The sequence below is a fragment of the Kordia sp. SMS9 genome (genome assembly GCF_003352465.1).
Classification (GTDB): domain Bacteria; phylum Bacteroidota; class Bacteroidia; order Flavobacteriales; family Flavobacteriaceae; genus Kordia.
Genome location: NZ_CP031153.1, coordinates 2779414 through 2793195, shown reverse-complemented (window position 1 = coordinate 2793195; position 13782 = coordinate 2779414). Strand labels below are relative to the sequence as shown.

Below are 13782 nucleotides of genomic sequence, written 5' to 3'. Positions count from 1 at the left end.
TCTCAAAATTTCGTTAAGATATTCTTTTTCAAAATTATATTAGTTAGCTTTGAGGTTTATATAACTTATCCAACATAATGAGACGACACTTTTTTACTTTACTTTCATTTTTTTTCTTTGCCACCACAATTTTTGCACAAAATATTCAATCGCCAGACGAATTTCTAGGCTATGAATTAGGCACACGATTTACGAATCATCATCGCGTAATGGATTATTACGAGTATTTAGTAAATAATACGGACATGGTTCATTTGGAAGAATATGGTAGAACAAACGAACATCGCTTGCTGCAGGTTGCTTTTGTATCCGCACCTGAAAATTTAGAAAATTTAGATCGTATTCGTAAAAACCATTTGGCAAATGCAGGACTTGGAACAGCAGAGTCTTCAGCCAATAAAGCCATTGTTTGGTTGAGTTATAATGTGCATGGAAACGAATCGTCTAGCACAGAAGCTTCTATGAAAACCATATACGAATTGGTTACTTCCAAGAAAGCGTGGTTGCAAAATACGGTTGTTATTATAGATCCGTGTATCAATCCTGATGGACGCGACCGATATGTAAATTGGTACAATCAAGTAGCGAGTGTGCCGTTTAATTCGCATCAAAAAGCAACAGAACACAACGAACCTTGGCCAGGCGGAAGACCCAATCATTATTTGTTTGATTTGAACAGAGATTGGGCGTGGGCAACACAAATAGAAACACGCCGACGTTTGATGGTATATAATCAGTGGTTGCCACATATTCATGTTGATTTTCACGAACAAGGCATTAACGAACCGTATTATTTTGCGCCTGCGGCAGAACCTTTTCACGAAGTGATTACGGACTGGCAGCGCGATTTTCAAACACAAATAGGAAAAAATCATGCAGGCTATTTTGACAAAGAAGGCTGGCTGTATTTTACACGTGAACGTTTCGATTTGTTTTATCCAAGTTATGGAGATACCTACCCAACGTTTAACGGTGCTATTGGAATGACCTACGAGCAAGCAGGACATGGTCGTGCCGGATTGGGAATTACGAACGATGAAGGTGATTTATTAACGTTAAAAGATCGTATTCTGCATCATCATACGACCGGATTATCAACCGTAGAAATTTCTTCAAAGAATGTTGCTAAGTTAAATGAAGAGTTCAAAAAATACTTCGCCAAAAAAGATTTTGAATATAAAAGTTATGTATTGGAAGGAAATCAAGATCGCATTCTAAAGCTTACTGAATTATTAGATAGACATGAAATTAGATATGGTTTTTCTAACGGAACTGTAAAAGGGTTTGACTATGAAACGAGTTCTCAGAAATCGAAAAATGTTACGGATGCCTTAGTCGTAAGTACAAATCAGCCGAAAGCCAATATGGTAAAAGTATTGTTTGAACCCAATGCAAAGCTGAGTGACTCTTTAACATACGACATCACAGCTTGGAGTCTTCCGTATGCTTATGGATTGAAAACAACAGCTTCGAAAACAATCGTTTCACCAAATGCAACAATTACTATAGAAGAGTTACCCGACGAACTTTACAAAGCAAATGCATCTGCGTATGTCGCCCCTTGGAATACGATAAAAGATGCTGCGTTTTTAAGTCAGTTATTACAAAAAGGAATCCGTGTGCGTTTTAGCGAAAAAACGTTTGTGTCTAATGGAACTACCTTTGAAAAAGGTTCGTTAATCATCACAAAAAGTGATCATAAAAATACCGAAGCATACGCTAAAACTGTGATTGATTTGGCTTCAGAACACAAAATTGCACTCACTAGTCTTTCCTCTAATTTTTCGGATAATGGTGTCGATATGGGTTCGCCTGATATCAAGGAAATTAAAATGCCCAAAGTAGCAGTAATGTCTGGAAAAGGAACACAATCACTAGGTTTTGGAGAACTTTGGTACTTTTTTGAGCAAGAATTAAAGTTTCCGGTGACAAATGTAAATTCTGAGAATTTCTCAGCAAACACATTGCACTCGTTCAATATTTTAATTCTTCCTGATGGAAATTATGGAAAAATCTTCAATGCAAAACAATTGAAAACGTTGAAAAACTGGATTTCGCGCGGTGGAAAAGTCATTGCTATGAAAGGTGCATTGCGTACTTTTGAAGGGAAAGAAGGGTTTGGTTTGAAGAAAAAAGAACAGGAAAAAGACGACGAGAAAAAAGATATTATCGCGTATGCCAAAGGTGAACGTCAAAATATTTCTAACTACATCACAGGTGCAATTTTTAAAACAAAAGTAGACACGACTCATCCGTTAGCGTTTGGGTACGACGATTCCTATTTTACTTTGAAATTAGGAAGTGCTGCGTATGACTATATTAAAGATGGCTATACGGTTTCGTATTTGGAAGAGAATACTCCTGTTTCTGGTTTTGCTGGTTATAAAGCAAAGAAAAACATCAAAAACACGTTGGTTTTCGGTGAAAAAAGAATTGGAAAAGGTAGCATGATTTATATGGTTGACAATCCTATGTTTCGTGCCTTTTGGGAAAATGGGAAGCTGTTTTTTGCCAATGCAATTTTTATGGTGAATAATAATTCGTTTGAATTGTAGTTAGCGTTGCTCGTAGATATTAGACCGCTTTGCTATTAGATACTAGATCGCTCCGCTGTTAGAGCGCGCTTTGGCACTTTTAGCTTTTAGCTTTTAGCTTGGGTCTTGGGTCTTGGGTCTTGGGTCTTTAAAAGTATTATTTAGCACTTTCTAACCGTCACTTCGAGTGAAATTTCGGAGAAATTTTTTATCGAGAAGTACTTTGAAACTTATTGGAACTTTTGAAAGCCAATTCAACATTTAAAATTTAGCATTTAGCATTTAGCATAAAAAAAACAGATTACTTCGTCGAAAAGTCCTCGTAATGAAGTTTCAAATACTTTTACATTTAAAATTTTACATGTTAAATTTAGAATTCCATAGCATATCTCGATACTAATTTCTTAGCAGAAATTCACTCGATATGACGGTTTATGTTTGATAAAGAAAGGCTCTTAAAGGCGAAGCAATTCAACATTTAGCATTTAGCATTTAGCATTTAGCATAAAAAAACAGGTTACTTCGTCGCAAACTCCTCATAATGAAGTTTGAAACAATCTCAATACTCAATACTAAAATCTCACAACCAACTAAACCGGCTCACCATACAAATCGAAGTCAGCAGCGTCAACAATTTTGATGTCTACAAACTCTCCTTGCTTCACGTAAAATTTTGTAGCATCAATTAAGACTTCATTGTCCACATCTGGTGAATCAAACTCGGTACGACCGACGAAATAGTTGCCTTCTTTTCGGTCAATGATACATTTGAACGTTTGTCCAATTTTTTGTTGATTCAACTCCCAAGAAATTTGTGACTGAATTTCCATGATTTGATTGGCACGATCTTGCTTCACTTCTTCCGGCACATCGTCTTCCAAATTGTATGCATGCGTGTTTTCTTCGTGCGAATAGGTAAAACAACCTAAACGTTCAAAGCGCATTTCCTCAACCCAATTTTTAAGCGTTTGAAAATGTGCTTCCGTTTCTCCAGGATATCCAACAATTAATGTAGTTCTAATGGTCATTTCTGGAACTGCAGCTCTGAATTGTTTCAACAATTTTGTAGTTTTTGCTTGATTCGTTCCGCGACGCATCGACTTTAACATATCGTCTGCAATGTGTTGCAATGGAATGTCTAAATAATTACAGATTTTTGGTTCTTCGTTCATTACGTCTAACACATCCATCGGGAAACCAGCTGGAAACGCGTAATGCAAACGAATCCACTCAATGCCCTCTACTTTTGCCAATGCGCGAAGCAATTCGGCTAAGTTTCTTTTTTTGTATAAATCGAGTCCGTAGTAGGTTAAATCTTGTGCAATAAGAATTAATTCTTTGACACCTTTTGCGGCTAATTTTTCAGTCTCCGTCACCAATTCTTCCATTGGTTTTGATCTGTGTTTTCCTCGCATCAGTGGAATGGCACAGAACGAACACGGACGATCGCAGCCTTCTGCAATTTTTAAATAAGCATAATTTTTTGGCGTTGTAGTGATGCGTTCTCCAATCAATTCGTGTTTATAATCGGCTCCCAACGCTTTTAACAATCGTGGTAAATCCGACGTTCCAAAATATTGGTCTACATCCGGAATTTCCGCTTCTAAATCTGGCTTATAGCGTTCACTCAAACAACCTGTTACAAAAACTTTATCAACGACACCTTCTTCTTTCTTCTGCACAAAATCCAAGATCGTATTCACACTTTGTTCTTTGGCGTTATTGATAAATCCACAGGTATTGATCACTACAATATTACCTTCCTCTTCATGTGCTACGTCTTTTCCGTTCGCTTTCAATTGTCCCATCAATACTTCAGAATCATACACATTCTTCGAACAACCAAGCGTTACAACATTGATCTTATTTTTCTTTAAAGTCTTCGTTCTCATATCCAAAAATTCAGTGCGCAAAGATACAATCTAATTTAAACCTTTGGTATATTTAACAGTCTAAAATCAAAATCGTAAAAGATGAACCGACTGTTTTATAAATTCCCATTGCTTTTTTTAGTGTTTTTGACAAATTGTTCCTCGGAAGCTACTGATGAAATTCCACTAGAAGAAACGCCTGAGATTGTCGATGAATCCTTCTATTTTCCTCCAAATAATTCAGATTCTTGGGAAACTACAAGTGTCAATGAATTGAACTGGAATGCCGATCAATTGTTGCCACTTTTAAATTATCTCGAAGAAAAAAATACCAAAAGCTTCATCATCCTTCACAAAGGAAAAATTGTAGTAGAGAATTATTTTGACAATCATACGGAAACTTCTCCTTGGTATTGGGCAAGTGCTGGAAAAACCTTAACGACAACTGTTGCGGGAATTGCGCAAGAAGAAAGTCTCATTGACCTCAACGACAAGGTTTCTGATCATATTGGAACAGGTTGGACAAGCGCATCGTTAGAAAAAGAGAACTCAATTACCTGTAAAAATTTACTATCTATGACTTCTGGTTTGGATGATAGTTTGGGTGATGGCATTGCGCCAAACGATTTGCAATATCTCGCTGATGCAGGAACACGTTGGGCATATCATGGTGTTTTTGTAAAATTGCAAGATGTCATTGCTTCCGCGAGCAATCAAACTTGGGATGATTATTTTAATACAAAATTGAAAAACCGCATTGGCATGACAGGTGCGTGGATTCAAACAGGAAACGCCAATGTTTATTGGAGTACGACAAGAAGCATGGCGCGATTTGGTTTGTTGATTGCTGCAAACGGACGTTGGAATGAAACACAAATTATCCCTGAGAACTTTCTAGCGGAAGCGACCACAACTTCACAAAACATCAACCAAGCGTATGGGTATTTATGGTGGTTGAATGGAAAAACTTCGTATCGTTTGCCACAAATTCAATTGGAGTTTTCTGGCGAATTGATTCCGAATGCACCGCAAGACCTATTTTGTGCCTTGGGTAAAAATGATCAAAAAATATATGTAGTTCCGAGCAAAGATTTGGTGATCATCCGAATGGGAAATGCTGCGGATGATGAAAATTTTGCACTTTCTGACTTTGATGATGTACTTTGGGGAAAGATAAACCTGCTTATTAATTAAACTCTTACTTATTTCCATTTTTAAAATCACGTAGTTATACGTTTCTTTTTTTGCGTTTTCCACTTTAAATTGCATACTATAAATTTAAAAACATCTAGCTCTCCTCCTACCAGAGCAAATTGTTTTAAATACATAGTATTAATCATTTTTAATAGCCAACATGAAAGGAAACGAAACACTTGCCGGTTATGACATGGCACTCGCCTTGTCGCAAAACACCATTAATTATCAGTTTTCCCAATTGCGCAGACGACATATCATTCACAGAGAATGGGGCGTTTTGGGTGGAAAAACTGCGGATGATACGGATTTCCATATTACAGATCAGGAAGCAGATATCAAAAAAAAAATAAACAGTTGGATCGCCATTCAAAAAGAGATTGAAACAGCCAAAAAAGCTAATAATTGGCGCGAAATCGGAAATTTGATGGATCGCGTTACGTCTGAAAACTTAAATTTTACGTTTGGTTGGCAAGCCGTTTTGGATGCTCCAAAAGTGAGTTTTATTAAAGACAATACGAAAGAAGTCAATCTCGAAATTCGATTTAAAAGTGGTAAATTATACTACCGAAAAGAAGAAACCAAAGCTGTTTCTATATTTGATCTGAAAGATGTTTTATACGTTTTTAAAGTGCCTATTGGGCAAATTAAAGTCTCTAAAGACAACATGATTTTAGATGCTGGAGAAAGCGCTAAAACCATTATTCGTGAAAGCGGTTTGTCTGATGACGATTTTACGATTCATAGTCTATTCTTAAATTTTGAAAATGCAAATATTTCAAGTTTCGACACTTCTAAAAGTATACTGCCAAAAAATAGCAGCGTTGAATTTCAAAATGCCATCACCAACTATTTTAACATGACAATCTCTGGAAGTGATAATCCGTATGTATTGGGTTATGGAATTCAGCGAAAGAAGATCAAAGCTACCGAAAAAGCAATGTTTCAACCAACGGCACTAGCATTTTCCACGTCGTATAGTAATAAAGACAAAAGACCAGGTGATTTTAGTGCGCTCAATTTTTTAATGATGTTGAATGATACCAAACCGCCCACAAATGCTATAGCAGGAATTCTTCCAAAAAGCTTAATTGAATTGGGAATAGATACAGGCAGCACCACTGATGGCGTATTTTCCATTCAAAATAAGCACTTCAACACCTATATCAAATCGCTGGATTCGTATGTACAATCCATTTTTGAAAATCTTGATGGCGTCAAGCTCAGTCACGGTTTTGAAAACAATGTGATGGTGCTCACAAAAAGTGACAAACATATTGATGACAAAATTGAAACTACCTATACCATAACTCGTGAATCCACAGAAAATAAAAAAAATAGCGGCATTACAGTGCGCTATCGAATTGAAATTAAAGTGGAAGTACACGTAATTATGAAGCTTTTTGGAGAGCACGAAGTAAAATACATTTCACTCTCTACAAATGGCGAATACACAAAAGACAGTGTAAAAAATACAGGCGCTGCTGGCTATTTAGATTTCAACATCACCGTTGGAAAAAAAGGGCGTTTCGATTTAGATCACAATTTTACCAAGCCGCTAGTAGCGTATGATGCTGATCCTAACTTTTTTAGTGGAGATGTGTTAACCATCATTTTAAAAGTAATTTCGCTAGTGGTTACATGGGTTTTTGCCATTATAGATGCGATTGTAAACCAAATTGCAGTGGATTTGGGCAAGGCAGGCTCCGCAGATTCTACAAAGTTGATTGACAAACTGAATGATATAGATGTATTAAACCAAACCAACAAAGTCATTCTTCCGCTAGGAAATATATATACTTTTAAAAACTTACGTATTGAAGATAAGCAAGATGTGGTGGCGTACGACATTGCGTATGCTCCTGTAATAGAAAAATAAACGCCTTATGAAAGTAGATCCAAAATTTCAAATCACGAAAGACGACAATGTAACTGTTGACTTTCAAAGCGAATTGATGCAAAACTATTTTCCAGAATCTGCCATTGAAGCTGGAACCACAATTCGCTCCTTAATGGTCGCGCCCGAACAACCTTTTATTTTTTGCCTCACAACAACAGGAAAATTACAAGGTATTTTACGTTCAGAAGGTTCCGCTTCTGGATGGACACAATTGGTATTATCAGAAGGAAAAGTAACGTCATTTGAACTTGAATATAATACGGACGAAGAGTATTTTCAACTTGCCAAGGTAGAAGACAATAAAGTGTGGGTTTCTGATGAAATTCCGCTTGATGCCACACAATTTGAAACACTCGACAAGAGTCTGTCGTGGTCTTCAATGGAAGCTGCCGATGCGTCGGAAGTCATCAATAAAGTCTCCATTGGTGCTGAAAAAGTAGTGTTTTCTACAACGCAAGCACAAAAAGATGCCAACTATTATGTGGCCAATTTGGACGATTTAACACCACAACCGTTTACACTGATTGAAAATGGAATGAAAATTATTCAGTTTGAATTGGGGAATTTTCAATACAACGATGGTGTTTTTATGTTGTATGATATTGGCAAAGAACGCTCGTTTGTATTTCAGTCGTTTCCAGATGAAGTATATGGAAAAACCTCCAAAGCGCGTTTTGAAAGTGACGACACTGTCAACTGTTTTGCTTTAGTAGAATCAGACGATATGAATGATATTGTGTATGCTGCCGGAAAAAATATTCATCAATTTGTTTCTAGTATTGAAGACGAAGAAGTAGATGTTATTAAATTGCCTGGTACGTTTGAAGCGATTACGCGAATTCGCGCCGCGCGCAACGAAGAGTATCATAGTGTTTGGTCGCTCAATGAAAAAGGCTTGCACTATCAAACGAATCATTTTTTCGATCAAGAATCACACGAATTTGTTGCTGATACATGGACACAACCGATCGTGATGGCAGATGACGCCGAACAATTTTGCTGTGTAAAAGGCAATGGCATTCGCAACCAATTATTTTCCATAAACACATCTCACGGAAGTGAACTGACCAGTTTATGGCAAGATGCGACCACCACTTTATGGAATAAGAAAACCTTAACGATTAAAGGAATTGATAGTTTAAAAGAAGTGGCATCGTATTCGGCACACATCCGATTCAACAGTAAAGCCATGAAAACGTTTCAAGGTTTGCAGGTGAAATTGAGCGCAGAAAGCAATTTGTTTGTGTACGTAAATAGTGAAAGTTATCATATTGGACCAAATCATGAAGTAGCTATTCCGTTAAATGTTTCGGCTGAATTCACCGTGATTTGTCCCGTAAAAGATATTGCTTCGTGTCGTATTTTACTCAATGCTGATTTTCTCAAAAAAACGATCGCGATCAATTTGGCACATCAAGTATTGGAAGATTTAGGCACCAAAGTAACTTCCGGAGAAGCGTTGGCCGGAGCACGCAAACAAAACGGTGACTTATTAGTTGCTGAAGGAACAAATATAGACACTTTAAACAGCGCTGCTGCAGGAATTCAAGACATGTTGGCTGCTGCCCAAACCATGGAAAGTGGTGATGCAAAATTAAAACGTTCGTCGTTTACGGTTGGTTCGCTTGTTGCTCCAAATGCGCAAATGCGTCGCAGTGTAGCCACAAGCATTCCACAACATCATGGAATCACTTTGGGCGATTTTTTACATTCCATTTGGGATGGTGCCAAACACGCGGCAGAATTCATCATCGAAAAAGTCAGTGAAGGTGTAAAATTTGTCATTAAAATTGGAGAACAAGTATTTAATTGGATTGCTACAACGCTTCGCGAAATAGGCGCGTTTATTCAGAAAATATTTGATGCGATTAAAGTGTTTTTTAAAGATTTGTTTGAGTTTTTGGCGTTTCTGTTTGATTGGGACGCGATTGTGGCTACTAAAAATGCTTTTAAAAATTTTACTAACTCCGCAATCATTTCTCTTAAAGATGAAATAAAAAACATTCGCAAGTTTGTAGATGATACGCTAGATAAACAAATTGAAAAGTTTTCTCCCGAATTGGTAGATATTCCTGATTCGTTGGGCAAAGTAGATCCTTCGGAACCTTCAAAGAAAAATACAGCCGATCCACGATCGAATTGGTTGAATTCTAAAAAGGAGTATTTACACGATAGTGCTGGAACATCAATTCAATCTCAAATTCCAACCGATTTTACTGAAGTTTTTAAATCGTTTGCGAGTCAACTGAAAGCTATTTTGGTCAAATCTGGAGAAGGTTTTAAACTGCAAATGGATATTATTTTTGATGGTTTTAAAAAGATGATTCAAGGCGAATTGACTTTTTTAGACTTTCTAAAATTGTTGCTTCAAAAACTCGCAGGATTGAGCTTATTTTTAGTCAAACAACTAATGGATTTAATTTTTGTTTCGCTTGATACCTTAATCAGTCTAGCACAGGTTGGACTCAACAAGCCATGGGAAATTCCGATCATTACACCGTTATACAAATCAATCACAAAAAGTGACGAATTAACTTTTTTAGATGTCATGTGCTTATTTGTGGCGATTCCAGCAACGATTCTCTTCAAAATTGGTGAAGGAAAAGCACCTTTTGGCGATGGTAAAACGGAAGAAGAATTTGTGAAACGCGGTAGTACTATTTTTAAACTTAACTTAACTTAAACAATCATGACACAAGATATAAATAACTCAGATCAAACTATCATTGATGATGTAGATAAGATATTTGCTATAAGCGGAATTGCCATTGCCGGTTTAGAACTGTTGTTTTATCCCGTAGAAGAAGTTGCTGATGCTTCTGAAACAGATTTAGGCTTTGTTGGAACGATTAGCAAAGTAGTTTCAGTACTTGGACTTATTGGTACACTTTGGACTATTGGACTTTTATACACAAGAGAAGTAGAAATTCCCGCCGCTTTAAAATGGATTCTAGTTCCCATACTAGTACTCGATCTTTTGTTAATATCCATGCTATTGGGAATGATGGCACTTGACACGGCAAGTCCTGGAAAAGTGGCCAAATTTGCGATTAAATTTTTAAAACCTGGTCTTTGCACACTTGGCGCTGCAGTTATGATTGTTGCTATGGGTTTTAGACCAAAACAATTATTAAAAATGTCTTTTATTGGGTTGGTAATTCATTATTTACCTGCTGGTTTAGGATATGCGCCTATCAACAAACATCCATTTTATGCAATTGTAGTTTTGGTGCGCGCTGGCGGATTGATTACAACGCTTGCAGGAGATGTTATTGAAATTGCCACAGGAGAAAAACCTGATAGTAATACTCCGCAATTGGAAGCGTAATTTTACACATAAAAAAAGCACACCGCATTTCGACTTAGCGCAATGTCTGGTGTGCTTTTTTTAAATTTTATATTTTTTAATTGTGATAGATGGTTTCTTTGTAATTTCCATCATATTTAAAATGAACTTCGCCTTTATGACCGCAACTTGTGGTAAAGTGCATTTTCCAAGTGCCGCCTTTGTACAATTCTTTTCGTGTGATTGTATATCCACTAGCACACAATTCGTTTAACTTCTTTTTTGTTTTCTTAATGGCAATTTCTTTCCCTTTTTGAGTTTTGTAATCCCGTACATCTTGACTGTGACCAGGATTTTGCGCGCTCATTGATAGACTGAAAAATAAAGTAAGTAGCAGTCCTAAGAAAATTGGTTTTGTTTTCATAATGTGTATTGTTTTATGGTTAATGTGGTAGTAGTTACCAATTAACATGCCAAAAAATAAAGTTGCCACTTTTCAACAAACTCATAACTAGAGAAATACCTTTTTTTTATTGCTGTTGAAAGTAGATTTTTTATTTTGAAAGAACGCACATTATTTTTGTTTTGGAGTGAAATGCACTGGATTTCCTATTAATTTTGTTACTTCGTGAAGTGTTTTTAAAATTTACCAGTATTGTCAAAAAAAGAGATCATTCATGTTTACGGAATTAGCGGATTGGGTGCAGACAAGCGCATTTTTGATTTTTTAGAATTGAAGTATGAGTTTACTGCGTTGGACTGGATTGCACCAAAACCGAAAGAAAGCATCAAAGCGTATGCACAACGGTTGATTGACACCTATCAATTAGCTACAAAACCGAATAGTGTGATTGTGGGCGTAAGTTTTGGCGGCATGATTGCTGCTGAAATGCACGAATTGTTGGAAACTAAAAAAACAGTGGTCATTTCTTCTGCAACGAAAAGTGCTGAACTTCCCTATTTGTATAGATTTGCTGGAAAATTGAATCTTGTGCGTTGGATTCCGAAAAGATTGTTGAAACTTAATGTGCATTTAGCTGCTTTTTTCTTTGGCACGAAACAAAAAAAGTTGCTCAAAGCAATTATCAAGGATACCGATTTGCATTTTTTAAAATGGGGAATGTTTGCCATTACCAAATGGAAGAAAACAACCAAAAATGCTGAAATTATTACGATTCATGGTGATGAAGACAAGGTTATTCCTGCAAAGGGACAAAAAAATTATCTCATAAAAAATGGTGGCCATTTTATGATTGTTGATTTGGCTGATGAGGTTAGTAAAATACTTAACAACGAAATAACAAATATCTTACACGTGTAAACACAGTTTCGTGTAACCCGAACGTTAACTTTTTGCTAAAAACCATCGAATTCCATTCAAATCGTTCATAAAGGAATAGAATTTCAGTATTTTTATAAGAAAGCAGTTTTAAGAATCATTTCTGTTAACTATCAAACTATGAGAATACGAATCATGTTGTTACTAAGTTTTCTTTCGTTGGGTGTTTTTGCGCAACAAATAGAAGGTGTTGTGTTGGATGCGGAAACAAAAGAAGCGATTGTGGCTGCGCATATTTCTGTAGATGAAAAAGTGCTCTCAGTAACGAATGCTAAAGGAGCATTTGAATTGAAACTTGACGTAACAAACGATCAAACGAATTTTATGTTCGTTTCTCATGTAGGATATAGTACTCAAAAAGTACAAATTCCGAAAACACCGAACGAAAAGCTGATGATTTACTTAGTTCCTGAAAATACGGAGTTAAAAGAAGTTCAAATTGACTCCAAAAAGAAACTGCAAGCGAAGATTAAATATACTGAAAGTGCATCTTTAGAGAAAGGTTTGTATGGCTTTGCTTCTGGTATTCATAATGGAAAAATATATGTTATTGGTGGCGAAAACTCTGAAAAAGTAGATCGCTCAAAAGCAGCGATTCGCGCCACAAATGATAAGTTTATTGAACCAACATTTGACAACCTTATGAGTCAAATGGATTTTGTTTCAGGTTCTATTGAAAATGTTTCAGGCGCAATGATGATGTATGATATTGAACAAGATGCTTGGACAACTTCCGATTTGGAATTTAGAGAAAGAGCTGCGCACAATTTACACATTTATAAGGATGAAATTTATGTACTAGGTGGGAAACGAATCGCGGGAAATAATGTATACTTGGATGATGTGATTGAAATTTACAATCTCAAATCGAAAGTCATCAAAGAAGATACGCCAAATCCACACCAAGCCGTAAATTTTGCTTCTTTTTTGTACGGTGATTATTTGATTTTAATAGGTGGTATTAAAAAGATTACTAAAAGAGGCAAGAAAGAATACACAAAAGACATTCATTTTTATAATATGATCTCTGGTTTGTGGTATAAATTAGGCGAAATGCCCACCGCAAAAGAAACTAACGGCGTGTTGATTAATGATGTGATTTATTTGATGGGCGGATTTAATAAACGACCTTTGAATACGATTGAATCTTTTAATTTAAAGACCGGAAAATGGCATGTAGAAGGTAAATTGTTTAAAGGAATGGAACGACCTGCCATTGCCAACAATGGAAACACCATTTATTTGTATAATGACCAAAGGATATCTACCTATAATGTCACTACAAAACAACTCAATGAATACTTTATTGATCTTGATGTGGAATCGGCTACACTATTTTATTACAACGACAGTTTGTACTTTATTGGCGGAAATATTCAAGATGGTTTTTACAGCAAACCTTCCAGAAAAGTATATCGTATTAACGTGAATGAGTTTTCAAAAACTCGGATACGAAATTCTAAAAAAACGCAACGAAAAGGGAATTCGTAAGAACCTTTTTAGTTGGAAACTGTTTTGTGTTTGTGTAATGTTATTTAGATTGTATGCACAAACGATTTGAAGATACTGAAAATATTTGGCTAAAAGATGGATATTTTTTATACCTAAATACTCGAATTAAATTCGGGTGTTTTTCTCTACAAAACTGTAATGTAATG

9 protein-coding genes are annotated in these 13782 nt (G+C 36.2%); 7 read left to right on the top strand and 2 right to left on the bottom strand.

The features are described from left to right. Positions 1-77: 77 nt before the first annotated feature. Positions 78-2555 (top strand): M14 metallopeptidase family protein, encoded by a 2478-nt coding sequence (locus KORDIASMS9_RS12045; RefSeq protein ID WP_114903078.1) that lies wholly within the window; start codon positions 78-80, stop codon positions 2553-2555. A gap of 569 nt (positions 2556-3124) precedes the next feature. Here the strand turns inward: KORDIASMS9_RS12045 and rimO are convergent. Next, a complete protein-coding gene (rimO, locus tag KORDIASMS9_RS12040) occupies positions 3125-4426 on the bottom strand; it encodes a 30S ribosomal protein S12 methylthiotransferase RimO (RefSeq protein WP_114903077.1) in 1302 nt (433 codons plus the stop codon). Positions 4427-4507: 81 nt separating this feature from the next. Here rimO and KORDIASMS9_RS12035 point away from each other — a divergent pair, with 81 nt between their 5' ends. From KORDIASMS9_RS12035 to KORDIASMS9_RS12020, 4 genes are all read left to right on the top strand, one after another. After that, positions 4508-5599, top strand: coding sequence for a serine hydrolase (locus tag KORDIASMS9_RS12035; RefSeq protein WP_114903076.1), 1092 nt, complete (start codon positions 4508-4510; stop codon positions 5597-5599). 160 nt (positions 5600-5759) lie between these two features. After that, positions 5760-7478, top strand: a complete 1719-nt coding sequence (locus KORDIASMS9_RS12030; protein WP_114903075.1) for a hypothetical protein — start codon at positions 5760-5762, stop codon at positions 7476-7478. Positions 7479-7485: 7 nt separating this feature from the next. Further along, positions 7486-10182 carry a hypothetical protein gene (locus tag KORDIASMS9_RS12025; protein WP_114903074.1) on the top strand — a complete coding sequence of 899 codons (2697 nt, stop codon included), beginning with the start codon at positions 7486-7488 and terminating at the stop codon, positions 10180-10182. A 6-nt stretch (positions 10183-10188) separates the two neighbouring features. Continuing rightward, positions 10189-10827 (top strand): hypothetical protein, encoded by a 639-nt coding sequence (locus KORDIASMS9_RS12020; RefSeq protein WP_114903073.1) that lies wholly within the window; start codon positions 10189-10191, stop codon positions 10825-10827. Between the two features lie 76 nt (positions 10828-10903). On the opposite strand, the gene KORDIASMS9_RS12015 is transcribed toward KORDIASMS9_RS12020, so the two are convergent. Beyond that, the gene (locus tag KORDIASMS9_RS12015; RefSeq protein ID WP_162819910.1) at positions 10904-11209 is read right to left on the bottom strand and encodes a hypothetical protein; all 306 of its coding nucleotides are present in this window, start codon (positions 11207-11209) and stop codon (positions 10904-10906) included. 231 nt (positions 11210-11440) lie between these two features. Between KORDIASMS9_RS12015 and KORDIASMS9_RS12010 the strand changes: the two genes are divergently transcribed. Beyond that, on the top strand, positions 11441-12106 hold the full coding sequence (locus tag KORDIASMS9_RS12010) for an alpha/beta hydrolase (protein WP_114903071.1): 666 nt from the start codon (positions 11441-11443) through the stop codon (positions 12104-12106). Positions 12107-12244: 138 nt separating this feature from the next. Further along, positions 12245-13615 (top strand): carboxypeptidase-like regulatory domain-containing protein, encoded by a 1371-nt coding sequence (locus tag KORDIASMS9_RS12005; RefSeq protein WP_114903070.1) that lies wholly within the window; start codon positions 12245-12247, stop codon positions 13613-13615. Positions 13616-13782 lie beyond the last annotated feature (167 nt).